This is a genomic window from Elusimicrobiota bacterium (assembly GCA_016182905.1).
In the GTDB taxonomy this organism is placed as follows: domain Bacteria; phylum Elusimicrobiota; class Elusimicrobia; order UBA1565; family UBA9628; genus GWA2-66-18.
Genome location: JACPFR010000005.1, coordinates 217,047 through 240,032 on the forward strand (window position 1 = coordinate 217,047; position 22,986 = coordinate 240,032).

Here is a 22,986-nt window from a genome sequence, read left to right on the forward strand (position 1 = left end):
TCTGTTTGTTGAAGCGCGCCCATCCTCTTAAAACGTCACGACCTTGTCGGATTCCCGGATGAGGGCGTGGAGATCCGCCATCGTCGACAGAGGGCAGAGTTCCGATCCCTCCGAATGCCGAAGCTTCAGGCATGTTCCGCAGGCGAGAATCTTCCCGCCGTTATCCGCGAACGCCTGCATCTGCTCCTTGACCTTGAACTGCTCCGATTCCAGTTTCTCGCACTCCACGCCCTTGGCCACCAGGAACGCTTTCACCTGGTCGCCCTGTTTCAGCGAGAAGACGCCCAGGCGAAATCCGTTCCATACCGTCTCCGCGTCGGTCGAGAGGATGATGATGCCGAGCTTCATCGTTCGTTCCTCATCTAGAAGTTGAACGCCGCCTGGAAGAAGCCCCAGTCGCGGTCGCCGCGCGTCGTCGTCGCCTTCACGTAGGAGCCCGCGAAGAAGCGCGAATAGCCGAACCAGAGGGTGATGACCTCGCGGAACTTGCCCTTCACGTGCAGGTCGAGCTCGTTGCCGATGTCCTTGCCCGGGGCGCCGGTGGCCGAGCGCGCGATGATCGCCGTCCCGGTCGAGTCGTACCAGGCGTCGAAGGCGTGGTGCAGGCGGAAGTGGTGGTAGTCGGCCTGCACGCGCCAGTCGGGCTTCGGGTCGACCGACACGCTGCCCTTGAAGTCGTGGCCGTTCTTCCAAGAGAAGACGTCCTGGTAGCCCTGGTAGGCGTGGCCGAAGGGGTAGAGCGGGTCGAAGGTCTGCACCTTGTTGTCCGTGGGGTTGGAGTCGCCGCTGGCGAAGTCGTACTCGACGCCGACGCGGGGCTTGAGCGCGTGGTCGAAGGTGTAGCCGCCGGTCAAAGCCGTCGCCCAGGCGCGCACCCGCTGGCCGGCCTTGCGGCCGAACTGCCAGTCCGCCTCCGCGGTGTAGTCGAAGCGGTCCGGAGTCCCCTTGACCCGGGCGCCGACGGTGCGGTCGCTGAGGTTGCCGAGGGTGCCGTGCTCGTTGGTGAACGTCCCGTCGCGCTGATCGCGTCCGAAGAGGAAAGCGTCGAACTCGTGCTTCGGCACCGCCTTGCAGGACGCGTACAGGCCCCAGAAGTTGCCGTTGCGCTTGGCGATGTTGACGTCCTTCACGACGGTCTCGAACAGGTCCACGGTGTAATTCGAGCCGCGCCAGCGCAGGCGCGCTCCGTCCCACGCCCGGCCGACGTTGCTCCAGTCGAGGGGGCTGACGAGGCGCTGGTCGCCGTACTGCATCTCCATCCGGCCGACGCGCAGGTCGAGGGGCTCGGCGAACAGGTCGAGGACGTCGACGTAGCCTTGGTGGAGGTCGACGAGGGCCATGTTCGTCGCCACGGTGGTCTCCGAGCCCCAGTTGCGGGAGTCCTGGATCTGGATGAAGCCGTTGACCTTCTGGTTCGTCTCGACGGCGACGCCGAGGCGGGTGCGCAGGGTGGTCAGGTCGTAGCCCCGGCGCTTGAGCGGCGTCGAGTAGGCCTCGACGTTCGTGGTCTCCGCGCGGGCGCGGACCTGGCCGCTGAACGCGAGCTTCGGCGGCTCGATCGCGGCCGAGGCGGAGGTTGCGACAATAAGGAACAGCGCGGCGAGTTTGATCATGGCGTCTCCCTGGTCGTGAGGCGGGATTTGAATGCAGCGAGAGTGGTCCGGGTCAGGCGGCGCAACATCGCTTCCTCGGTCTCCGCGACGAACTCATGCATCGCGCACGGGGCGGCGCAGTCGCAGTCCCGGGCCTCGATCATGCACGGCATCGCGTCGCCGTCCACGCGGCGGGAGGCGGCGATGATCTCGGACAGGGAGATCGCTTCGGCCGGCCGGCCGAGGCGGTAGCCGCCCTTCGCGCCGCGGCGGCTGTCGAGGATCTTGTGCTGGGCGAGGCGCTGGAGGATCTTGGACAGGTAGCTCGGCGACAGCGCGTTGATCCGGGCGATCTCCCCGACCATGTGATAGGCGCCGTCCGTCCTGGAGGCCAGGTAGAACATCGCCGTGACCGCGTACCGCGACGATTGGGGGAGGTGAAGGAGCCGCGAATCCGGATTCATATGTCCGTTATCGTGTAGCAACGAAACGTCCACATATTTCCGCTTGGAGTGGGTGACAAATATTCGTAAACCTGGCGTTGTTGTTGCAGGATTGCCCCCGGCGTTAAATTCCAGACTTTATTTTCGTTCAATTCACCGCGCGCGGACGGACATCTAACGTTGGGGGATAGCCATGGGCGAGTTCGATAAGAAGCAGGTCAGCCGCAGGGAGTTCATGAAGCGCTCCGGAGCCGGCGCGCTGATGCTGCTGGCCGCCGAGCCGTTGTTCGCCTTGCTCAAGCCCACCGAGACCGCGGGAAATCCCCTCGACCGCTATCCCGACCGGGGGTGGGAAAAGCTCTACCGCGACCTCGTCGCCACCGACGGCTCCTTCTGCTTCCTGTGCGCGCCCAACGACACGCACAACTGCCTGCTCAAGGCGCACACCAAGAACGGCGTGGCCATGTTCTTCGGCCCGAGCTACGGCTACGGCAAGGCCAAGGACCTTTACGGCAACCAGGCTTCGCATCGCTGGGACCCGCGCCTCTGCCAGAAGGGCCTGGCGCTCATCCGCAAGGTGTACGGGCCGCGCCGGCTCAAATACCCCTCGGTGCGCGTGGGTTGGAAGGCCTGGGCCGACGCCGGCTTCCCGCGCGAGGCCGACGGGCGCATGCCGGCGTTCAAGTACGCGGCGACGACTTTGGACCAGACCGCGCGATTCTACGACGGCGACAAGGGCAAGGCCCGCCTCGCCAAGCAGGGCTACGACAAGGACATGCTCGAGGCGATGAAGGGCGCGGGCGTGCAGACGTTGAAGTTCCGCGGCGGCATGCCCCTGCTGGGCGCTACGCGCATCTTCGGCATGAACCGCTTCACGAACATGCTGGCTTTGCTCGACCGTAAGATCCGCGGCACCGATGCCGACACCGCGATCGGCGCGCGCATCTGGGACAGCTACTCGTGGCACACCGACCTGCCTCCGGGGCATACCATGGCCTGCGGGCATCAGACCATCGACTTCGACCTGGTGACGGCCGAGAACGCGAGCCTCATCGTCTGCATCGGCATGAACTGGATATCGACGAAGATGCCCGACGCCCATTGGCTCACCGAGGCGCGCCTGCACGGCACGAAGATCGTCACGATCGCGCCGGAGTACCAGTCCACCTCGAACAAGGCCGACAAGGTCATCCTCGCGCGCCCGGGAACCGATCCGGCCTTCGCCCTGGGCATGGTCAACGTGATCATCAGCGAGAAGCTCTACGACGAGAAGTACATCACGGGCCACACCGACCTGCCTTTGCTGGTCCGCATGGACACGCTGAAGAACCTCAAGGCGGCCGACTTCATCCCCGGCTATAAGAACGCCGTGCTCAAGAACACGGTCATGCTGCAGAAGGGCGAGAAGGCGCCGTCGGCCTACCTTCAGGACAACCAGATCGTCGCGCAGGAGTTGCGCGAGGAGTGGGGGGACTTCGTCGCCTGGGACGCGGGCAAGAACGCCCCCGTCGCCATCACGCGCGACGAGGCGGCCAAGGCCGGGAACTACGCGCTCGAGGGCAAGTTCAAGATCAAGCTCGTCGACGGCAAGACCGTCGAGGTACGCCCGGTCTTCGACATGATCAAAGAGGAGACCTCGCACTACACCCCCGAGGCGACCGGCGCCATCTGCCACACGGCGCCCGAGAACGTGGTCTGGCTGGCCCGCGAGATCGCCAAGAACTCCGGCAAGACCTTGCTCGTCTACGGCATGGGTCCGAACCACTTCTTCAACAACGACCAGAAGGACCGGACCGGCTTCCTGCTCGCTTCCTTGACCCGGAACATCGGCACGCACAGCGGCAACATCGGCTCCTACGCGGGAAACTACCGCGGCGCCTACTTCAACGGCCTGCCGTACTACATCGCCGAGGACCCGTTCCACATCGCCACCGACGAGCACGCGCACGCGGTGTACAAGCCCTACTACCGCTACGAGTCGGCGCACTACTACAACTACGGCGACCGCCCCTTGCGCGTGGGCAATAAGAACTTCACGGGCAAGACGCACATGCCCACGCCCACGAAGTTCATGTGGTTCTCCAACGGCAACTCGATCCTGGGCAACATCAAGTGGCACCACGACGTGGTGGGGTGGTCAACACCTTGCCCAAGATCGAGACGATCTGCGTCAGCGAGTGGTGGTGGACGGCCTCCTGCGAGTACGCCGACATCGTCTTCCCGGTGGACTCCTGGGCCGAGGTCAAGATGCCGGACATGACGGCGGCCATCAGCAACCCTTTCGTGCAGATGTTCCCCAAGACGCCGCTCAAGCGCCTGCACGACTCCAAGCCCGACATCGCGGTGCTGGCCGGCGTGGCCAAGGCGTTGGCCGACATCACCGGCGAGAAGGGCTTCATCGACTACTGGAAGTGGGTGCATGAGGACAAGGTCGAGGTGTATCTGCAGCGCATCCTCGACAACTCCAGCACCACCAAGGGCTACGACGTCGAGAAGCTGCACGCCGACGCCAAGAAGGGCATCCCGGCGCTCATCATGACCCGCACCTACCCCAAGATCATGGGCTGGGAGCAGAGCGTGGAGGGCAGGCCCCACTACACGAAGTCGGGGCGCATCGAGATGTACCGCGACGAGCCCGAGTTCATCGAGCACGGCGAGAACCTGCCCGTGCACCGCGAGCCGGTGGACGCGACCCCGTACGAGCCCAACGTGATCGTCACCGGGGCGCCGAACCTCATCCGGCCCACGGGGCCCGAGGGCTACGGCATCAAGCGCGACGACCTCTCCTGCGAAGTCCGGCAGATCCGCAACGTGGTCGTCTCGCCGGCGGACCTGACGAAGACGGCGCATCCGGGCAAGAAGATCGGGATGACCCTGTCGTACATCACTCCCAAGTTCCGCCACGGCGCGCACACGACGCCGGTGGACGTGGACATCATCTCGGCCTGGTTCGGCCCTTTCGGCGATATGCACCGCCGCGACAAGCGCATGCCCTGGGTCGGCGAGGGCTACGTGGACATCAACCCGGTCGACGCGAAGGAGCTCGGCATCGAGGACGGAGACTACGTCTGGATCGACGCCGATCCCGAGGACCGTCCCTTCCGCGGCTGGAAGGACAAGCCCGCGGACTACAAGGTGCACCGCGCGAAGATGCGCGCCCGGTACTACTGGGGCCTGCAGCGCGGCGTGGCGCGGTCCTGGTTCCACATGTACGTGGCGACCTACGGCTCGGTGGAGGGCCACGAGACCAATCCCGACAAGCTGGCGAACAATCCCCGGACGGGCTACCAGGCGATGTTCCGCTCCGGCAGCCACCAGTCCGGCACCCGGGCCTGGCTGCGCCCGACCTGCCAGACCGACTCGATGGCCCGCAAAGAGTACTTCGGCCAGGTGATCGGCAAGGGCTTCGCCGCCGACATCCACTGCACCGTCGGCGCGCCGAAGGAGTCCTTCGTCAAGATCTCCAAGGCCGAGGACGGCGGGACGGAGGGCGTGGCGCTGTGGAAGCCGGCCAAGCAGGGCTACCGCCCGGGCTACGAGAAGGAAGCCATGGAGACCTACCTGAAGGGCGGATTCATCGAGAAGAAGAAGGCCTGACGCACGACGCGGATTAGGGGGATATGATGCCGAAGGTCAAGAACTGGCAGCTCAAGCGCGAGATGGCGTACAAGTACGAGGCGGCGCCGCCGAAACGGCAGATCGCCTACGTCTTCGACACGAACAAATGCATCGCCTGTCAGACCTGCACGGTCGCCTGCAAGACGACCTGGACGTCGGGCGAAGGCGAGGAGCACATGTTCTGGAACAACGTGGAGAGCAAGCCCTTCGGCTTCTACCCGCTGGCCTGGGACGTGAAGATCCTCGAGAAGCTCAAGCGCCAGAGCTGGAGCGCCGAGGGCGCCTATGTCGGCGAGACGATCTTCGAGGCCGCGCCCGAGGGCGAGGAAGTCCTGGGGTACATGCCCGCCAAGGAAGACTGGTCCCACCCGAACCTCGGCGAGGACGAGGTCAACGCGCCCATCGGCGACATCACGAGCATGAGCGTCGAAGGCAAGACGGGCGCGCACGACCGCTGGATGTTTTATCTGGCGCGCATCTGCAACCACTGCTCGAACCCCGCCTGCCTGGCCGCCTGCCCCCGGCAGGCGATCTACAAGCGCAAGGAGGACGGGATCGTCCTCATCGACCAGGAGCGCTGCCGCGGCTATCAGAAGTGCGTGCAGGCCTGCCCGTACAAGAAGCCGATGTTCAACCCGAAGGCCGGCAAGTCGGAGAAATGCATCGCCTGCTATCCGCTCATCGAGAAGGGCATCGCTCCGCGCTGCGTGCAGACCTGCATCGGCAAGATCCGCATGACCGGGTTCATCAACACGCCCGACAAGGCCGATCCCGACAACCCCATGGACTACCTGGTGCACGTCGCGAAGGTCGCCGTCCCGCTCCTGCCCCAGCTCGGCACCGCGCCGAACGTGTACTACATCCCGCCCATCCACGTGGACAAGACCTATCTGGCCCAGATGTTCGGGCCGGCCGCGGGGGACGCGGTGGACGAGTACAAGCGCCGCGTCGAGAAAACGGTCGGCCTGCTCACCTTGTTCGGCTGCACCGACCGCTGGGTCGACAAGTTCAAGGTCGAGAAGGGGATGGCGACCGCCTATCAGGACGGAAAGGAAGTGGTGACCGTGCCGGTCAAGGAGCCCATCGTCTTCCGGGCCTTCCGCGACGAGAGGCACGCGGTCAACCGGCAGAGCGTGACCTGAGGAGATCTATGGCCACCGATACAGTGGAAAAAGTCCCCGCCCCGCCGCGCGCCATCGCCTTGCGCCTGGTTTCGGCCGGATTCGGATACCCGGACGCTGCCTGGAGGCCGCGCTTCGACGCGCTGTTCCAGGCGGCTCGCGCGTCGCATGCCGTGAACACGAGCGGTCTGATCAAGCTCGAGAAGGCCCTGAACGCCGCGACCCCGTCGGAGCTGGAGGGCCAGCACTTCCGGCTGTTCGGACCCGCCCCGCTCTGCCCGCTGGAGCTGTCGTTCCACGCGACGAAGGACCCCACCGGTCAGGCGAAGACGCTCGCCGACCTCGCGGGCTTCTACAAGGCCTTCGGCGTCGAATCCGAGGAGCGCGCCGACGGCCTGCCGACGGTGCTCGAGTTCCTGGCCTATCTCGAGATCAAGCGCGTCCACGCCGAGCTCAACGGCTGGAGCGCGAAGCGCGACATCGCCGCCGAGGCGTCCGAGAAGATGCGCGGGGAACTCGTCTTTAGATCCGTCGGCGTCATCACGCGCAAGCTCACCGCGGCCGGCGCGCCGGAATTCTATCTGCAGCTCGCGGCGCTGTGCCGCTCGCTCCTGGGAGGTAAGTCGTGAAACTCATCGGCACTCTCGTCGTTCTCGTCCTGGCGGCGGCTCCCGCCGCGGCGCTGCATCAGAACCTCGTCTCGGGCAAGGTCGATATGCTCGAGCTCGATCCGTATGCGGCGGCCTGGGAGAAGGCCTCCGCCGTCAAGGTCGGCGTCGCGCCGCAGAAGCTCGTCGTCCCTCAGGGCGGCGGCGCGGTCTCGGACGTCGAGGTCCGAAGCCTGCGCGCCGGCGACGAGATCTTCTTCCGCCTGCGCTGGGCGGACCCGAGCAAGAGCGAGGACCTGGAACTGTCGGGCCAGTTCGTCGACGGGATCGCGCTCGAGTTCCCGCTGGTCGCCGGCTCCATGCCCGCGCCGATGATGGGCGAGAAGGGCAAGCCGGTCAACGTGTGGCGCTGGAGCGCGGCCATGGCCAAGCCCGATCACGCCCCCAAGGCGTACTCGGACTACTACCGTCCGGACGCCATCCACACCACGATCAAGTATCCCGCCAAGCCCGAGGACCTCGTGGCCGAGGGCTGGGGGTCGATCGGACGGCGAGAGAGCCAGGCCGTGGACGGCGCCGGGGACTGGAAGGACGGGACCTGGACCGTGGTGCTTCGGCGCAAGCTCAAAGTCCCGGGCGGCGCGGCGTTTTCCGGCGGGACCGTGGTCCCCTTCGCGCTCGCCGTATGGGAGGGCGGGTCCGCCGAGCGCGGTCCGGCCAAGTCCTTCGCGGTCTGGAACAACCTTCTCCTCGACCGCGCCGCTCCGGCCAAGCCCAAGAACCCGCTCGTCGCGGGAAAGATCGTTTACGACCGCTACGGCTGCGGGGCCTGCCACGGCGCGGACGCGATGGGCGGCGTGCCCAATCCGGGCTCGCAAGTGGATCCGATCCCCGCCTTGAATCGCGTGGCGGAGGGCTTTACCGAAGACGAGATCAAGAGGGTCATCCTCAACGGCCGCAACGCCACGCCGAAAGACGCGGGCGATGTTCCCCGGCTTCATATGAACTCCTGGAAGACCCTCATGGACGATGAAGAGGTCGACGCGGTCACCGACTATCTCATGAGCCTGATGCCCAAGGGAGAGAAGACGGACTGGTAGTCAGCCGCCGATCGAGCACATGAAGCGGGGGTTGGCCTCGGCGGCCGCCGCCCGGGCGCCCATGCCGTGGCTCTCCGGCTTGGCGCGGACGGCGTCGCGGATGAGGCCGGCCAGCCGCTCCGGGCCCGCGCCTTCCCGCAGGGGCGTGCGCAGGTCCACGCCGTCCTCGCCGTCGAGGCAGGGGATCAAGGTCCCGGTCGAGGACAGGCGCACGCGGTTGCAGGCGTCGCAGAACCCGCAGCTGAGCGCGCTGATGAAGCCGACGGTCCCGGCGGCGCCGGGCCGGCGGAAGTAGCGGGCGGGCCCGTGCCCGAGGGGGCGCTCCCCGGGGGAGACGGCCTCCAGGGGGGCGGCCGCGGCCGTCATCTCGCCGAGCGGGACCCGCCGTTCCGGGCTGAAGAAGCCGGTCTCGCCCATCGGCATCAGCTCGATGAAGCGCACGTGCACGGGCTTGCCCTCCGTCAGCGCCGCGAACGCGCCGATCTCGTCGTCGTTCATCCCTTTGGCCACGACGACGTTGAGCTTGACCGGAGCCAGCCCGGCCTCCACCGCGGCCTCCACGCCCGCGAGGACGGAGTCCAAGCTCCCGAAGCGCGCGATCCGTGCGAACCGGTCCGGCCGCAAAGTGTCGAGGCTGACGTTGACCCGCCGCAGCCCGGCCGCCTTGAGCTCGCCGGCGAGCCCGGCGAGCAGCACGCCGTTGGTGCTCAGCGACAGGTCCTCGATGCCGGGGATGCCGGATAGGCGGCGCACCGGCGCCGGCAGGCCCGGTCGCACCAGCGGCTCGCCGCCGGTCAGGCGGACCTTGGAGACGCCGAGGCGGGCGAAGGCTCCGACGAGCGCCGCGATCTCGTCGTCGGCGAGCAGGTCGGCGCCGGGCGCGAAGCGCGCGGCGGCCTCGGGCAGGCAGTAGACGCAGCGCAGGTTGCAGCGGTCCGTGACCGAGAGGCGCAGGTAGTCGATGGTCCGGCCGAAGCCGTCGCGCATCACGGCGCCAGCCCCTTGGCCCGCTCGTAGTCCTCGCGCGTGTCGATGTCCATGAAGGAGAGGCCCTGCGGGTCGACGCCCTTGACCTCGCCCTCGAGCATGAAGCGCGTGCGCAGGGTGTCGAACAAGCGGGAGATGCCGAGCGCGTCGGCGTCGATGGAGGCCCGGATCAGGCCGGCGCAGGCGCGCGAGTAGACGCCGCACAGCGGCTGGCGCCGCTCGCGCCACACGGGGATCACGGCGTCGTAGTCGGCGCGCGAGTGCCACATCGCCTTGATCAGCTCCGGCCGCACGAAGGGCATGTCGCAGGCGGCGACGAAGGCGTGCGGGGTCGCCAAGCCGTGCAGCGCGGTGAAGAGCCCTCCCATCGGGTGCCCGTCCGGACACAGGTCCTCGACGACCGAGACCCTGTCGTTCTTCAGGAAGGCGAGCTCGGCGGCGTTCTTCGTGACGACCAGGACCTTGGGGAGGGCCTCCAGCAGGGAATCCGCGACCGCCTGCACGAGCGGCCGCCCCCGCCAGTCGGCGAGGGCCTTGTTCGCGCCGAAGCGGCTGCTGCGGCCTCCCGCCAGGACGACGCCGGTCATCCCGGCGATCATTTCAGCCACCGGAAGCCGAGGACGTCGCCGCGCCTGACGCGTCCGTCGGGCGCGACCGCCACGGCGTTGGCCCGCGACGCCATCCCCATCATCGCCGAGCCTTGCGGGCGCAGGATGTCGAGCTCGTAGCCGCCGGACGCGGGACGGGCGCGGCAGAACAGGTATTGCCGGCGGTCCGGGGGCGCGGGATAGTCGTCGAGAGCGACGCCCGCGAGATGGTAGCTGGGGTGCTTCGGCGCGTAGCCCTGCAGCTTCTCGAGGGCGGGGCGCACGAACTCCTCCAGGCAGACCAAGGCGGCGATGGGGTTTCCGGGGAGGCCGAAGGCGAGCTTGGCCGGCGCGCCCGCGGACTCGAGGACGCCGAAGAACAGGGGCTTGCCGGGCTTGATGGCGACCTTCCAGAAGACCTCGCGCACGCCGAGCTCGGCGAACACGGACTTGGTGCAGTCGAAGTCCCCGACGGAGACCCCACCCGTCGCCAGGAGGACGTCGCTGCGCTCCAGGGCGGGGGCGAGGACCGCGCGCAGCGCGTCCGGCTCGTCCGGGGCGATGCCGAGATCATAGGCGGCGACGCCCCAGCGCGCCAGCGCGGCGAGCAGGGCCGGCCCGTTGGAGTTTCGGATCCGGCCCTCGGCCGGCTCCTCCCGGTGATCGACGAGCTCGTCGCCGGTCGCGAGGACCGCGACGCGGGGGAGGCGGATCACGGGGACCTCGGCGATGCCCTGGGCGGCGAGCAAGGCGACGTCGTACGGGCGCAGGAGCGCGCCCTTCTCGAGCATGACGCTGCCCTCGGCGACGTCCTCGCCGCGCTCGCGCACGTGGCTGCGCGCGCGGGTCGTGCCCGCCAGCCTGACCTTGCCGTCCGCCCCGGGCTCGGTCGCCTCGACCATCACGACGCTGTCCGCGCCGCGCGGCAGCGGGGCGCCGGTCATGATCCGCGCCGCCTGGCCGGACTTCACCTCGAGGCGAGCCGTCTCGCCCGCGCGAACGGTCTCGAGCACGGTCAGCTCCACGGGATTCTGCGGCGCGGCGTCCTCGAGGTCCGCCGCGCGCAGGGCGAAGCCGTCCATCGCCGAGTTGTCGAAGGGGGGGAGCGCGGTCCGGGCGCGGATGTCGGAGGCGAGGACGCGGTCCACGGACCGGGTGAGGGGGATCGTTTCCGCGCCCAGGACGGGGGCGAGGTCAAAGATCAACTGTAAGGCCTTGTCGGCGGAAATCATGTTCTCCTTTTTGATTCAGCCCGGGCGGCGGGCTTCGAGAGGGCGAGGCCTTTCGGCTTCGCCCCGCGGCCGGCGGGTCATGGCTCGGCGCGAGCTTTAGACCGTCCGGCTCGGAGCGGCGGCTAAGAGTCCTTGTCGTCGGCGACCGTCTTCAGCCCCTCCTTGAACGCGTTGAGCGACCGTCCGATCCCCCGGGCGGCCTCGGGCAGGCGCTTGGATCCGAATATGAGCACCGCGATCACGAGTATGACGGCCATTTCCGTGAATCCTATGTTGGGCATCGCGTGTTCCTCGCTCAAGGCATATCCGGACTGCCTTGTCCGGATTTCATGCAACGATACGGCCAGATCGGGCCGCGGCGCCTCAGCGGTCGCCGGTCATGTAGGTCTCGACCTCGGCCCAATAGCGGTTGACGTCGCGCTCCATCGCCCGGTATTGCTCGTGCGCCTGCCTCGAGAGGCGGTGCAAAGTGGAGCGCCCGGCGTAGGCGTTGAAGGTCGGCCAGACCTTCCGCTCCTCCTCGTCGATGAGGCGGCGCAGCATGCCGGCCAGCTCCACCGACAGCTCGCGGATGGTCGCGCCCCCCTCGGGAGTGATCGTGCTCAGCAGCGAGGCGGCCTCCTCGCGGAGCTCGGCCACGGCCTTGTGCTGCTTGCGCACCTGGGCCAGCGCGCGGTACGCGGCCGGCGTCGGCAGCTCGGGCGACTCGTCGTAGATCAGGTGCTCGAGGGTCTGATGCGCCTCGAGGGCCTTGAACAGGACGAGGAGGATGTTGCGCATCTCATGGGCGGCCGTGCGGTCGTTGGTCTCGGCGGCGGCGCGCTCCAGCCGCCCGACGAGCTTGAGCAGCAGCGCGTGCTCCCCGGACAGCGATTCGAAGACGCTCATGGCTTGACCTCCGGCGCGGGCGCCTCCGGAAGCCGCAAGGTGAAGACGCTCCCCTTGCCCTCCTCCGATTCGGCGGCGACGTCTCCTCCCATCGCGCGCAGCGCCGCGCGGCAGAAGGTGAGCCCCAGGCCGAGCCCGTGCCCGCGCCTGTGGTTGGATCCCTGGTAGAAGCGGTCGAAGATGAAGGGGAGCTCGCGCGCGGGGATGCCCTGGCCGTCGTCCGCGACGCGGATCAGGATGGAGGCGCCGTCCCGCGACGCCCCCGCCTCGATCCGGCCTCCGGCCGGGGTGAACTTCAGCGCGTTCCCGATGAGATTGGTCACGGCGCGGCGCAGCAGGTCGGGGTCGGCCCTCGCGGTCAGCCCCGACGCGGGGCCCGCGCGCAAGGCGAGCCCGAGCGAACGGGCCGTCTCCGTCTCCTCGTCGAGGATCCCGGCGATGAGGAGGTCGGCGTCCACGGCCGTCAGCCGGACGGGCATCGCGCCGTCCTCCAGCCTGGTCGTCTCCAGGTACGATTCGATGAGGTCGTCGAGTCTCCGCGAGTTGCGCGCGCCGCCCTGGATCAAAGCGATGTCGCCGTCGTCGAGCACGTGCCCCGCGCCGAGGTCCTCGACGGCGCGCAGCGCGCCGTACATGATGGTCAGCGGCGCGCGGAAATCGTGCGCGAGCATCTGCCGCCACTCCTCCTGCTTGCGCCCCCGCTCGGCCAGCGCGGTGACGTCCTCGATGATGACGAAATGGCGCTCGAGGCTGGGCAGGCGCACGCGCAGGCAGCGCACGCGCAGGTCGCGGTCCGTCGGGAGGTATTTCCCCGCGAAGGTCACGGCGTCCTGGTCGCCGCGGGGGACCTTGAGCGGGCAGGCCGCCTCCGCGTCGTGACGCCCCTCGAGCCCCGCGCACAGCAAGGCGCAGATCGAGGTTTCGCCGGCGGCCCGCGCGGCCGGGCCGAGCAGGCGGCCGGCGGCGGCGTTGGCGTAGAGGAGATCCCCCTCAGCGTCGGCGATGCAGAAGCCGTCCGTGAGGCAGTCGAACAGAGGCCGCAGGGAGTCCAGAAAGTCGGCGCTCATGAACGAAACGGTGCACCACTACGACCACAATGTTACGACAATGATATGGCGATATCGCCGCAAACGGCCTATGCCGCGGAGGCGCGGGCCGCGCGCCGGCGCTCGAGGCCGCGCGCGGCGATGGCTTCCTGGGTGCCGCACGAGCAGTAATACACCGAGAGGGTCTTCGTCCTCTCCAGCGCGAACAGCATCAGGTCGAGCGCGGTGAGGCCGCTCTCCGCCGTCGGGCGCCAGAGCAGGTGGGCGGCGTCCGATTTGAGCGCCACCTGGCCGTCGGCGACGACGCGGTCGCGGTTCTCGGCGCACAGGAACAGCTCGTGGATGTTCAGGAAGGGGACGCCGAGCTCGTCGAGCTCGAGCACCATCTTCTCGAGCCTCTCCCTGTCCTCCGGGACCACGGGGATCTCGACGGCCGTCTCATCGAAGTATCTCCGCGCGCGGCGGACCGGCGCGGCGTCGTAGTCCCGGGCGGCCAGGTCGAAGCGGATCGCGTCGAGGCCGGCGGACTTCAAGCGCCCGAGGAGCTCGTCGGTGGCCAGATCGCCGTTGGTGTACAGGTCCACGCGGGGAGGATCGGGCATCGCCTTGAGCACGCCGAGCAAAGCCAGCACGCGCTCGGGGCGCAGCAGCGGCTCTCCGCCCGAGAGGCCGACCGAGCGCAGGCCGTAGCGAGCGATGATCTCGGCCGCCTCCGCGGGGTCGTCGATCGGTATGCCGTGGACGACGGTCTCGTCCTTGCGCGGCTTTTGATTGAAGCAGAAGAAGCAGTCCCGCGTGCACAGCCCGGTCACGTACAGGTTGCTGCCCATGCCCTCCAGGCAGGACGCGCAGCCGGGGGGCAGGCGCCGCGTGTAGAGCGTCAGGCTCTCGAAGTCGCCCTTGACGCCCGCCGCCTTCAGCCGCTCGAGGCGCCCGCGCAGCTCGACGACGCGCTTGGGGTCGGGCTCGGCGCCGGGAAGCGGCGTCGTGGCCCGCGCCGCCTTGCGCGCGTACCAGGACAGGTCGTCCTCGTCCTTCAGGCTCAGGCGTTCACCTTCGCGGGCGCGACGTCGAAGCGCGACTGGAAGAAGCGCAGGCGCGGCGGCTCGTAGGAGAACTTGAGCCCCGGCAAGGCCGCGCGCTTCTCGTGGAGGCGGGCGATGCCGTCGGCGACGAAGTCGAGGTGGGTCTGCGTGTACGCGCGCCTCGGCAAAGTCAGGCGCACCAGCTCCAGCGACGGCCGGTGGTTGCGGCCCTTCTCGTCGCGTCCCGCGGAGACCATGCCGCGCTCCATCGCGCGCACGCCGGTGGCCTGGTAGATCCAGGCGGCCAGCGCCTGGGCGGGGAGGTCGTCCTGCGTCAGGTGCGGCAGGAAGGCCTTCGCGTCGACGAACACCGCGTGGCCCCCGATGGGGCGCACGATCGGCACGCCGCCCTCGGCGAGGCGCTTGCCGAGATACTCGACCTGCGCCACGCGATGGGCGATCCAGTCGTCCTGCACCATCTCGCGCACGCCGACCGCCAGCGCCTCGAGGTCGCGTCCGGCCATGCCGCCGTAGGTGTGCAGGCCCTCGTACAGCACGCACAGGTTGCTCGCCTCGTCGTAGAGCCCCTTGTCGCGCGTGGCCAGGAAGCCGCCGATGTTCACGTAGGCGTCCTTCTTGGCGCTGACCGCGACGGCGTCGACGACGGCGCACATGTCCTTGAGGATCTCGGCGACGGGTCGCCCCTTCTGGGCCGGCTCGCGCTGGGAGATCATGTACGAGTTCTCCACGAGCCGGGCGCCGTCGAGGACCAGGCGGACTCCGTTCGCCTTGCACAGCGCGGAGACCTTGCGCAGGTTGTCGAGGCTGACGGGCTGGCCGCCGGCCAGGTTGACCGGGGCGCCGACGCAGACGTAGGCCATGCCCGCGCGGCCGGTCTTCTTGATCAGCGCCTCGAGCTTCTCGAGGTCCACGTTGCCCTTGAACGGGAGCTCGGCGTCCGGGTCGTGCGCCTCGTCGACGATGACGTCGTGGAACACGCCGCCGTTGAGCTCGATGTGGGCGCGGGTCGTGGTGAAGTACATGTTGCCGGCGACGGCCTGGCCGGGCTCGATCCACGCCTTGGACAGCAGGTTCTCCGCGCCGCGGCCCTGGTGGGTGGGCACTAGATAAGGGAAGCCGTACACGTCCTTGATCGCGGCCTGCAGGCGCTCGAAGCTCTCGCTGCCGGCGTAGGCCTCGTCGCCGACCATCATGGCGCCCCACTGCGCCGCGCTCATCGCGTTGGTGCCCGAGTCGGTGAGCAGGTCGATGTACACGTCGGCGCTGCGCAGGAGGAAGGTGTTGTAGCCGGCCTCCGCCAGGCGCTCGTGCCGCTCCGCCTCGGACAGCCGGCGGATGGGCTCGATCATCTTGATGCGGTACGGCTCGGGCAAGAGGCGGGTGGAGGGGGTAGCCATGGTGCCAGTGCCCTTGCAACATTCCGGCTAGGCGCCCGCGAGCGGCCTTTCGGCGGCGCTATCGGCCTCTGTCGGATTCCATTCTCTCGACGAGGGTTTTGAGCACGTATGTGCTCAAAACCCCTGAGGGGGAAATGAGGACCGAACAGGGGAGGCAAGGGAACGACGGCGGTTCAGGCCGCCGTTTTTTCGAGCGTCCTCCGCGTCATGAGCAGGTCGTCGGTCCAGATGCCGTCCATGCCCTGGCCGAGGAAGAAGCGCACCGCGTCGGGCTCGTTGGCGACGCCGCCGCTCACGCAGACGCCTCGCCGCTTGGCGGCGGCGACCTGGGCCGGCAGGTCGTACACCGCGCAGGCGGCGCGGTAGAGGACGCGCGTGAGCTTGCCGTCCCAGCCGAGCGAGATCGCCTCGGCGCCCAGGTCGCAGGAGGCCTCGACGTCCCAGGGCGGGCCGGGCATCACGGCGATGCGCACCGACGGGGCCGCCTTCTTGGCCGCGATCAGGAGATGGCGGCTCTTGTAGAAGTCGAGGAGGAAGGTCCGCTCGCGCACCGGCGAGGACGCCGCGCGCCGGGCGGTCTCCTCGGCCAAGGGCACGCTCGGCTGGTGCAGGTCGAGGAACAGCTCGGCCCCGGGCCAGCTCTGCATGTCCTCGAGCGCGTCGTCGAGGTGCGGGATGGCGTACCGGCCGAACACCTTGAGGTCCTTGAGCTCGCGCCACTTGAGCCTCGCGACGAGGACGTCCTTGCCGCACACGCGCGAAGCGCGGTCGTCGTGGAAGATGAACGGCTCGCCGTCGGCGCTGAGCTGGACGTCGAGCTCGATTCCGTCCGCGCCCTCGAGCCTCGCGCGCCTCAGCGCCTCGAGCGTGTTCTCCGGCGAGGTGAGCATGGCGCCGCGATGGGCGTACATCTTGGTTCTTCCTATGGGCATATCTTCCCCGGGTTGAGCAGGCCGTAGGGATCGCGCGAGAACTTGTGCACGCGCCAGGCCTCGAGCCGCGCCGGGCCCCAGACGTTCTTGATCCAGTCGAGCTTGCCCAGGCCGATGCCGTGGTGATGGTTGACGCGGGCGCCGGCGTCCGCGCCGGCCGTCAACGCGTCGTTCCAGGCGGCCGCGTGACGTCCGCCGCCCGAGCCGGCGAAGGTCACGTACAGGCAGGCGCCCGTCCCGTCGAAATGCGAGACGTGGGAGAAGCTCAGCGCGTGAGGGCGGATGGCCGCGCGCACCGCCGCGTCCACGCGCGGCAGCAGGGCCAGCGGCGCCCAGAAATCGGCGGTGTCGACGAAGCCGCCCGCGGCGAAGGTGCGCTCCAGGCGCTCCTTGCTCAGGTGGTAGCGCCTGTCCCACCAGCGACGGGAGGGGCCCTCGCCCAGGTCGAGGGCCCCGCGGGCGGGGGGCGGGGCGGCGCCGCGATACGGCTCCTCGTCCTCGTAGACGGCGATCGCGACCCAACTGCGCCCGAGCAGCGGCGCCAGGGCGTTGAGCCAGTCGGTGCGCTTGAGCAGGAGGGCCTCGACGCGGGAGCGCATGGCCCCGGAGGAGCCCGCGCCGGAGCGCTTGAGGCCGTTGAAGAAGGCGTCGACCGGGCCGTACAGGCGGAGCACCGAGGGCGGGCCGTTCTTGGTCATGGCCTCCTGCGCCCACTCGAGCGCGTCCTCGGGCCCGGGGAACTCGTAGGCGAAATGGCGGCGTGAGGCGGGCCTCGGGCGCACGCGCAAGGTCGCTTCGACGATCGCGCCCAAGGTCCCTTCGGCCCCGAGGTGGGCGGCGGCGCTCTCGGGCCGCACCGACCCGTCGAGCTCGGCGACGCGCACGCCGCGGACCTGGGCGCGCACGCCGCCGTAGCGGGTGGAGAGCTGGCCGAAGGCGTCGGTCGCGATCCAGCCGCCGACGGTGGAGTCCTCCATCGACTGCGGGAAATTCATCAGCGACCAGCCGAGGAACTGGAGCCGCCGCTCGAGCTCTCCGCCGAGCCAGCCGGCGCCCGCGCGCACGACGGGCTCCGCCGCGTCGAGGCGCAGCTCGAAGTCCTTGAGGCGAGCGGAGTCGAGCACGACCGCGCCCGGGCGGGCCGGCACCGCCGCACCCAGCACGCCGGAGCCCGCGCCGCGCGGCACCATGGTCACGCCGTGACGGGCGGCCCAGGCGAGCGCCGCGGCGGCGGCCGCCTCGGTCGCGGGACGCAGGGCCGCGGAGGGGGCGTGGCCCGAGACCTGGGCCTCGTCCCAGCCCAGGGCCTGCGGCCAGGAGTCGCGGGCGTAGGCGCGCAGGCCCGCGCCCGTCGCGATCCCGCCGGCGCCGAGGTCGTCGTACAGCTCGTCGAGGGGGAGGCCGGCGCTCATCTTCGCCCCGTGAACGCGCGGCGCAGGACGAAGCCGGACAGCAGCGCCGCCGACGCCGCCAGGCCGCCCGCGCGGATCAGGGGCCACGGCATGCCGCGCTCCGCCTCGACGGGCGCGGGCGCCGCGGGCGGACGTCCCAGCTTCTCGAGGACGGCGGCGAGGACGTCCTCGCCCATGGGCCGGTAGGTGGTGAGCTTGCCTCCGGCGACGGTGACGAGGTTGGAGAGGCCCTCGCCGGCGTGATCGAAGATCCGGTGCTCGCGCGAGAGGAGGAAGGCGGCGCCGGAGCGATGGGGGATGGGACGCAGGCCCATCACCGCGCGGCAGGGACGCGCGGCCAGCCCGGGCAGGACGAGGGCGAGCGCGCGCCTCAGGTCCTCCTGCTCCGGCGCGCGGACGCGGGCCTCGTCGGGCGGGCCGTCGTGAGGCACGTCGGTGGGGCCGACCCAGGTCTCGCCCGGGCGGGGGTAGGCGCCGACGCGGCGGCCGCCCGGTCCCGGGAAGATGAGGCCGCGCGGCGGAGGGTCGCCGGGGATGACGAGGTGGACGCCCTTGCGCAGGCGCAGCCTCACCGTCGACGCGCCGGCCAGGCGCGCCACCTCCTCGGCCCAGGGGCCCGCGGCGTTGACGAAGACCCGGGCCGCGATCTCCCCGCGTCCGCCGTCGATCGCGGCCGAGGCGACGCGGCCGCCGCGGACGGTCAGGCCGACGACGCGCCGGCCTTCCTGAAGCTCCCCTCCGGCCGCGACCGCGGAGCGGGCGAGCGCGGCGACGAGGCCGGGAACGTCGACGCGCCACTCGTCGAAGGACACCGCGCCGAGCAGGGAGTCCGCGCGCAGGCCGGGCAGGCGCGCGGCGGCCCCGGCGGGGGAGAGGCGCTCGTGGCGGCGCGCGCCGCGCAGCCGCGCGAACAGGTCGTACTCGTCGTGAAGGGCCTCGACGAGACGCAGGCCCAGGCCGTCGCCGCGGTACACGGGCCACACGAACTCCTGGCGGGTCAGCAGCTCGGGGCGCTCGGCCCGCAGGCGCTCGATCTCGCGGCACATGAGCCAGGAGGTCCCGACGTCGTAGGGGAGATAGCGCAGGCCGCCGTGCAGGAGGCCGCTGGTGACGGCCGTGGTCTCCCGGCCCGGCGCCCCGCGGTCGACCAGCACGGCCTTCAGGCCCGCGCGCGCGGCGCACTCGAAGATGCCGAGCCCCGCGATGCCGCCGCCGATGATCGCCAGGTCGTGGACGGTCATGTCAGTCGCGCCGGATGCCGGTCAGCTTCTCGTAGAGGTATTGGATGTTCTTGGCCTCGAGCGTGTGCACGGCGTAGGTGATGAAGAAGGCGGCGAACACGTCTATGGAATAATGGAAGCGGCCGATGAGGACCGTCGCGGCCATCAGGATCGAGACGGCCAGGAAGCTCAGGCTCACCCAGGGAGCGCGGAAGAGGAGGAAGGCGAGGAAGGGCGTGGCGGTGTGGGACGAGAAGAACAGGTCGTGCTCGAAGGTCAGGAAGCGGCCGAAGACGGCGAACAGCGGGTCGCCGGCCACGACCGCGTGGTCGGGCGGCGTGCGCATCGGCGTGAGGATGATGAAGAAGGAGCGCACGACGACGAGGACGGCGTAGGCCCAGAGGATGCGCGGGATGCGGCGGCGCTCGTAGCGGAGGGAGGCGTAGACGAGCCAGAGGAGGAGGAAGGTGAAGCCGTAGATGAAGAGGACCGAGGTGTCCCAGTGCGGCAGCCGGGCGAGCAGGAGGTCGGGCGAGGTGTGGGCGTTCTCCCCGTTCGCGTCGGCCAGGCGTCCCGCGAACTGGTTGATCACCAGCGCCGCGGCCAGCGCCGAGCCGCCGACGAGATACTCGCGCCAGGTCGCCGGGCGCATGTCGTCGGGCCTCACGCGCGGGCCCCCAGCATGAGCTCCGCCGCGCGCAGGCCGAAGGCCGCGATCGTCACCTGCGGGTTGACTCCCAGGCTCTCCGGCACCACCGAGCCGTCGGCGATCGTCACGCCCGGGCCCGCGCTCTGGTCCCAGCCGGCGACGCGGCCGGCGCCGCAGGTGCCGAGCGGGTGGAAGGCCATCATCTGCAGGGCGGCGGGGCCGGCCGACTCGAGCGGGAGGGCCGCGAGCGCGCGCTCGTCGGCGGCCTCGTTGAGCTCGATGTTGAACGGCAGGAGCACGCGCTCGGCGCCCGCGGCGAGCAGCGCGCGCGCGGTGAAGCGCGCGCCGCGGACCATGCGGGCGTAGTCTCGCGGCCCCATCCGGTAGCGCGCGACGGGATGGGCGGGCCCGAGCGGATGGTCCACGCGGCCGCGGCTCTCGTCGCGGATCATGAAGCCGAAGGTCGCGGCGCGCGCGTAGGCGCTCATCCAGCGGCTCAGCGCGCGCCCTTCGAGCGGCACGGTCATCGCCGACATCTCCGGGGGGACGTAGACGCCCTCGTAGCGGATGGCGGGATCATACGGGTCGACCACGCCGGCACCCTGCGGCACGCCCTTCCAGCCCTCGACCTTCTCGTCGAACAGCCCGAACACCTTGGCGGCGGGATGGACGGAGAGCCCGGCGCCCGCCCCGCGCCAAGCCGGACCGAGCCGGAACTTGCGCACGAAGTAGGGCGTGGCCAGCGTGCCGCAGGCGAGCACGAGGCCTCTCGCCTGAACCCGTCCCTTTTTCCCGTCGGCGGACCGGAGGCCCACGCGCACGCCGCCGGTTCCCGCGTCGATGTCGACGAGAGTCGTGCCGCTTCTCAATTCGAAGCCGGTCTTTCCTTGGATCCCCGCCAAATACGCTTTATACGAAGTCACCTTCGCGTCCTTCGGGCAGACGAAGCAGCACATCCCGCTGCCGACGCAGCCGTCCTCGGCGCGGTCGAGGTTGTGCCCGCCGGGTATGCCCAGCCGTTCGAGCCCGCGCAGGAAGATCCTCGACGCGGCCGTCATCGTCTCCGGCGGCGCGGTCTTCGCCTTGAGGGCGCGCCAGGCGTCCTCGACGAGGCGGCCGAAGCCGGACGCCGAGAAGGCGCCGCCGGAGGCGCGCTCCCAACCCGACAGGATGTCCGCGGGCGGGCGCAGGCAGGTGCCGGAGTTGATCGTCGTCGTCCCGCCGACGGTCCTCCCGGTGGGGATCGGGAGCAGGCCGTCCCCGAGAGCGGCGCGCAGGCCGCCGTCGGCGTAGTAGCGCTGCACGGCCTCGAAGGCGTCCGCGGCCGGGCGCGCGACGGGGCCTTCCTCCACGAGCAGGACGCGCGCGCCGCCCGACACGAGGCGCGACGCGGCGGCGGCGCCGCCGGCGCCGCTGCCCGCGACGACGAAATCCCAGCGCTCAGCGGCCATCGGTCCCTCTCGGACGGTACACCGTGACGGCCAGCATGGTCTTGACGCCCAGGAAGGCGGCCCGGGCGGCGGGGCGTCCGTCGCGCTGGAGCAGGCCGAGGAGCCGCTCGCGCTCCGCGTCCGTCAGGCCCGCGAAGCTCCGCGCGCGGCCGAGATAAAGGAAAGGCGCCGCGAAGCGTACGAACAGCGCGCCGGCGCCGAAGTAGGCGCGGGCCCACCGCGGCGCCAGGCTCAGGCGCGAGCGCAGGCGCGCGGCCAGGACCTCGCGGCGGTCGTCGAGGCCGGCGTGACGCGCGCAGCCGCGGGCGAGGGGGAGGAGGCAGGCGAGGCTGATCATGAGGCCGGCGCCGCGAGCTCGACGATCGCTCCTTCGGGGCTGTCGAGCTCGGCGAGCAGGAAGCCGCCTTCGCGGACGGTCAGGCGCATGGCGCCGGTCATCGATGTGCGGCAGACGCCGGGGCCGGAGGGCGAGTCGTAGGGGAACTCCGCGCGCAGGCTCTCGTCGAGGCGGCATTCGCCCTCGACGACGACGCCGCCGAAGCGGACGCGGAAGGACCAGGCTCCGCCGCGGAGCTCGGAGCGCGCGGACAGCGAGGCGAGGAGGCCGGCGGAGGCGAGGTCCCGGCCCTGATGGACGAGGCGCGCCGCCGTGAGCGGGACGCTCAGCGGCCCGAGCAGCGGCGCGTCGGCGGTGAGCAGCTCGAAGACGGCGTCGCCGTCGGGCCGCGCGAACACGGCCCGCGCCCAGCGCCAGCTCCGCGCCCCGCCCGGGCTCCACAGGTGGCCGACGCCGGCAGGCGCGCGCTCGAAGCGGGCGCTCAGGCCGCCGACGCGCGCCTCGCCGGAGGCGCGCACCAGGCCCTCGGCCGATTCGTAGCCTGCGCGCACGAGGCCCGCGCCGGCGAGGAAGGGCGGCGCGAAAGCCATGGTCCCGGCCTCGGCCTCGGGCCAGGACAGGTCCCAGGAGGGGCCGGCCGCGCGGCCGCGCGCGAGGGAGAAGCTCCCCAGGCGGTACGCCGTCGCGGGGCCCGACTCGACCTCGGCGGCGGGGCGCTCCCAGGTCTCGAGCGCGACGCGCCCGGCCGTCTTGTCGAACAGGACGGCGCGGCACTGCGCGCCCCCGCGCGAGACGGCGTAGCGCGCCCAGAAGCCGCGGCGCGCGGAGGGGTCGGTCGCCATCACGAACCACGCTTCCTGGCTGAGACGCGCGCCGCCCGCGGCGCGGGGATGGTAGGGCCGGACCAGTCCGGCGCGGAGGAAGGCGAGGTGGACGAAGATGGCGGAATCCACCGCGGTCCCGACGAGGAAGGCGGCGTCGCGGTCCGCGGCGGCGAAGGCCGCGAACAGGACGGAGGAGACGGCCTTGGAGAGGAGGAGGAGGTCCCACCGGGAGTCGAGGAAGGGGTCCGCCGCGATCTGGAAAGAGAGCAGGGAGATGACGGCCATCAAGGAGCCGGCGAGCCCCAGCCACAGCCCGGGGCCCCCGTTCGGCAGCCCCAGCAGGCGGCTCAGTCCGGCCGGGGCGGCGACGAAGACGACTCCGGTCCCCAGGAACACCCAGCCGTACGCCCGCATCATGCGCATGTCTCTCCTAAGAACGCCAGGGCTTCACATGCAACACTAGCGCCGACGAGGCTTCGAGACTATGATATCGGTC

21 protein-coding genes, 1 pseudogene and 1 riboswitch are annotated in these 22,986 nt (G+C 70.2%); of the genes and pseudogenes, 4 read left to right on the top strand and 18 right to left on the bottom strand.

Annotated features, from left to right (window positions below; translation table 11 throughout):
* Nucleotides 1-27 precede the first annotated feature (27 nt).
* From HYV14_02265 to HYV14_02275, 3 genes are read right to left on the bottom strand one after another with little or no spacing between them, the layout of a single operon-like run.
* Nucleotides 28-348, bottom strand: a complete 321-nt coding sequence (locus HYV14_02265) for a DsrE family protein (protein MBI2384817.1) — start codon at nt 346-348, stop codon at nt 28-30.
* A 14-nt stretch (nt 349-362) separates the two neighbouring features.
* On the bottom strand, nt 363-1,613 hold the full coding sequence (locus HYV14_02270; GenBank protein MBI2384818.1) for an alginate export family protein: 1,251 nt from the start codon (nt 1,611-1,613) through the stop codon (nt 363-365).
* The gene (locus tag HYV14_02275; GenBank protein MBI2384819.1) at nt 1,610-2,056 is read right to left on the bottom strand and encodes an Rrf2 family transcriptional regulator; all 447 of its coding nucleotides are present in this window, start codon (nt 2,054-2,056) and stop codon (nt 1,610-1,612) included. Before HYV14_02275 ends, HYV14_02270 begins: the two co-directional genes overlap by 4 nt.
* A 172-nt stretch (nt 2,057-2,228) precedes the next feature.
* On the opposite strand from HYV14_02275, the pseudogene HYV14_02280 reads away from it, so the two are divergent.
* The 4 genes and pseudogenes from HYV14_02280 (at nt 2,229) to HYV14_02295 (ending at nt 8,482) form a co-directional block, all read left to right on the top strand.
* A pseudogene (locus HYV14_02280) lies at nt 2,229-5,632 on the top strand (molybdopterin-dependent oxidoreductase).
* Nucleotides 5,633-5,658: 26 nt separating this feature from the next.
* The gene (locus HYV14_02285) at nt 5,659-6,795 is read left to right on the top strand and encodes a dehydrogenase (GenBank protein ID MBI2384820.1); all 1,137 of its coding nucleotides are present in this window, start codon (nt 5,659-5,661) and stop codon (nt 6,793-6,795) included.
* A gap of 8 nt (nt 6,796-6,803) precedes the next feature.
* Nucleotides 6,804-7,403, top strand: coding sequence for a molecular chaperone TorD family protein (locus HYV14_02290; GenBank protein MBI2384821.1), 600 nt, complete (start codon nt 6,804-6,806; stop codon nt 7,401-7,403).
* Nucleotides 7,400-8,482: a c-type cytochrome gene (locus HYV14_02295; GenBank protein MBI2384822.1), complete on the top strand. Its 1,083-nt coding sequence runs from the start codon at nt 7,400-7,402 to the stop codon at nt 8,480-8,482. The genes HYV14_02290 and HYV14_02295 overlap by 4 nt, the downstream gene beginning before the upstream one ends.
* Here the strand turns inward: HYV14_02295 and moaA are convergent, their stop codons facing one another.
* From moaA to HYV14_02370, 15 genes are all read right to left on the bottom strand, one after another.
* Nucleotides 8,483-9,469 (bottom strand): GTP 3',8-cyclase MoaA, encoded by a 987-nt coding sequence (gene moaA / locus HYV14_02300; protein ID MBI2384823.1) that lies wholly within the window; start codon nt 9,467-9,469, stop codon nt 8,483-8,485. It lies immediately after the preceding gene.
* Nucleotides 9,469-10,077, bottom strand: a complete 609-nt coding sequence (locus tag HYV14_02305; protein ID MBI2384824.1) for a molybdenum cofactor guanylyltransferase — start codon at nt 10,075-10,077, stop codon at nt 9,469-9,471. Before HYV14_02305 ends, moaA begins: the two co-directional genes overlap by 1 nt.
* Nucleotides 10,065-11,288, bottom strand: coding sequence for a molybdopterin molybdotransferase MoeA (locus HYV14_02310; protein ID MBI2384825.1), 1,224 nt, complete (start codon nt 11,286-11,288; stop codon nt 10,065-10,067). Before HYV14_02310 ends, HYV14_02305 begins: the two co-directional genes overlap by 13 nt.
* Nucleotides 11,276-11,416: riboswitch (molybdenum cofactor riboswitch) on the bottom strand. Its footprint overlaps the gene before it by 13 nt.
* Nucleotides 11,411-11,569, bottom strand: a complete 159-nt coding sequence (locus HYV14_02315; protein MBI2384826.1) for a twin-arginine translocase TatA/TatE family subunit — start codon at nt 11,567-11,569, stop codon at nt 11,411-11,413. It overlaps the preceding riboswitch by 6 nt.
* 82 nt (nt 11,570-11,651) lie before the next feature.
* Nucleotides 11,652-12,176, bottom strand: coding sequence for a hemerythrin domain-containing protein (locus tag HYV14_02320; GenBank protein ID MBI2384827.1), 525 nt, complete (start codon nt 12,174-12,176; stop codon nt 11,652-11,654).
* Complete coding sequence (locus tag HYV14_02325) at nt 12,173-13,243, bottom strand: PAS domain-containing sensor histidine kinase (GenBank protein MBI2384828.1); 1,071 nt, start codon at nt 13,241-13,243, stop codon at nt 12,173-12,175. The genes HYV14_02320 and HYV14_02325 overlap by 4 nt, the downstream gene beginning before the upstream one ends.
* Before the next feature lie 68 nt (nt 13,244-13,311).
* Nucleotides 13,312-14,052, bottom strand: a complete 741-nt coding sequence (locus HYV14_02330) for a radical SAM protein (protein ID MBI2384829.1) — start codon at nt 14,050-14,052, stop codon at nt 13,312-13,314.
* 212 nt (nt 14,053-14,264) lie between these two features.
* Entirely contained in the window at nt 14,265-15,665 is a 1,401-nt protein-coding gene (locus tag HYV14_02335; protein ID MBI2384830.1) for a tryptophanase, read from the bottom strand.
* 173 nt (nt 15,666-15,838) lie between these two features.
* Nucleotides 15,839-16,597: a glycerophosphodiester phosphodiesterase gene (locus HYV14_02340; GenBank protein MBI2384831.1), complete on the bottom strand. Its 759-nt coding sequence runs from the start codon at nt 16,595-16,597 to the stop codon at nt 15,839-15,841.
* Nucleotides 16,588-18,009, bottom strand: a complete 1,422-nt coding sequence (locus tag HYV14_02345) for an FAD-binding oxidoreductase (protein MBI2384832.1) — start codon at nt 18,007-18,009, stop codon at nt 16,588-16,590. Before HYV14_02345 ends, HYV14_02340 begins: the two co-directional genes overlap by 10 nt.
* Complete coding sequence (locus HYV14_02350; GenBank protein MBI2384833.1) at nt 18,006-19,250, bottom strand: FAD-dependent oxidoreductase; 1,245 nt, start codon at nt 19,248-19,250, stop codon at nt 18,006-18,008. Before HYV14_02350 ends, HYV14_02345 begins: the two co-directional genes overlap by 4 nt.
* 1 nt (nt 19,251) lies before the next feature.
* Nucleotides 19,252-19,896 (bottom strand): hypothetical protein, encoded by a 645-nt coding sequence (locus tag HYV14_02355; GenBank protein ID MBI2384834.1) that lies wholly within the window; start codon nt 19,894-19,896, stop codon nt 19,252-19,254.
* Nucleotides 19,893-21,329, bottom strand: coding sequence for a GMC family oxidoreductase (locus tag HYV14_02360; protein ID MBI2384835.1), 1,437 nt, complete (start codon nt 21,327-21,329; stop codon nt 19,893-19,895). The genes HYV14_02355 and HYV14_02360 overlap by 4 nt, the downstream gene beginning before the upstream one ends.
* Nucleotides 21,319-21,666: a hypothetical protein gene (locus HYV14_02365; protein MBI2384836.1), complete on the bottom strand. Its 348-nt coding sequence runs from the start codon at nt 21,664-21,666 to the stop codon at nt 21,319-21,321. Before HYV14_02365 ends, HYV14_02360 begins: the two co-directional genes overlap by 11 nt.
* The gene (locus HYV14_02370) at nt 21,663-22,913 is read right to left on the bottom strand and encodes a hypothetical protein (GenBank protein MBI2384837.1); all 1,251 of its coding nucleotides are present in this window, start codon (nt 22,911-22,913) and stop codon (nt 21,663-21,665) included. The genes HYV14_02365 and HYV14_02370 overlap by 4 nt, the downstream gene beginning before the upstream one ends.
* Nucleotides 22,914-22,986: the final 73 nt, after the last annotated feature.

Bases quoted from the DNA above. Each gene is read 5' to 3' on its own strand.
- HYV14_02265 (MBI2384817.1), bottom strand. From the start codon at position 348: ATGAAGCTCGGCATCATCATCCTCTCGACCGACGCGGAGACGGTATGG.
- HYV14_02270 (MBI2384818.1), bottom strand. From the start codon at position 1,613: ATGATCAAACTCGCCGCGCTGTTCCTTATTGTCGCAACCTCCGCCTCG.
- HYV14_02275 (MBI2384819.1), bottom strand. From the start codon at position 2,056: ATGAATCCGGATTCGCGGCTCCTTCACCTCCCCCAATCGTCGCGGTAC.
- HYV14_02285 (MBI2384820.1), top strand. From the start codon at position 5,659: ATGCCGAAGGTCAAGAACTGGCAGCTCAAGCGCGAGATGGCGTACAAG.
- HYV14_02290 (MBI2384821.1), top strand. From the start codon at position 6,804: ATGGCCACCGATACAGTGGAAAAAGTCCCCGCCCCGCCGCGCGCCATC.
- moaA (MBI2384823.1), bottom strand. From the start codon at position 9,469: ATGCGCGACGGCTTCGGCCGGACCATCGACTACCTGCGCCTCTCGGTC.
- HYV14_02310 (MBI2384825.1), bottom strand. From the start codon at position 11,288: ATGATTTCCGCCGACAAGGCCTTACAGTTGATCTTTGACCTCGCCCCC.
- HYV14_02315 (MBI2384826.1), bottom strand. From the start codon at position 11,569: ATGCCCAACATAGGATTCACGGAAATGGCCGTCATACTCGTGATCGCG.
- HYV14_02320 (MBI2384827.1), bottom strand. From the start codon at position 12,176: ATGAGCGTCTTCGAATCGCTGTCCGGGGAGCACGCGCTGCTGCTCAAG.
- HYV14_02325 (MBI2384828.1), bottom strand. From the start codon at position 13,243: ATGAGCGCCGACTTTCTGGACTCCCTGCGGCCTCTGTTCGACTGCCTC.
- HYV14_02330 (MBI2384829.1), bottom strand. From the start codon at position 14,052: ATGGGCAGCAACCTGTACGTGACCGGGCTGTGCACGCGGGACTGCTTC.
- HYV14_02335 (MBI2384830.1), bottom strand. From the start codon at position 15,665: ATGGCTACCCCCTCCACCCGCCTCTTGCCCGAGCCGTACCGCATCAAG.
- HYV14_02340 (MBI2384831.1), bottom strand. From the start codon at position 16,597: ATGCCCATAGGAAGAACCAAGATGTACGCCCATCGCGGCGCCATGCTC.
- HYV14_02345 (MBI2384832.1), bottom strand. From the start codon at position 18,009: ATGAGCGCCGGCCTCCCCCTCGACGAGCTGTACGACGACCTCGGCGCC.
- HYV14_02350 (MBI2384833.1), bottom strand. From the start codon at position 19,250: ATGACCGTCCACGACCTGGCGATCATCGGCGGCGGCATCGCGGGGCTC.
- HYV14_02360 (MBI2384835.1), bottom strand. From the start codon at position 21,329: ATGGCCGCTGAGCGCTGGGATTTCGTCGTCGCGGGCAGCGGCGCCGGC.
- HYV14_02365 (MBI2384836.1), bottom strand. From the start codon at position 21,666: ATGATCAGCCTCGCCTGCCTCCTCCCCCTCGCCCGCGGCTGCGCGCGT.
- HYV14_02370 (MBI2384837.1), bottom strand. From the start codon at position 22,913: ATGCGCATGATGCGGGCGTACGGCTGGGTGTTCCTGGGGACCGGAGTC.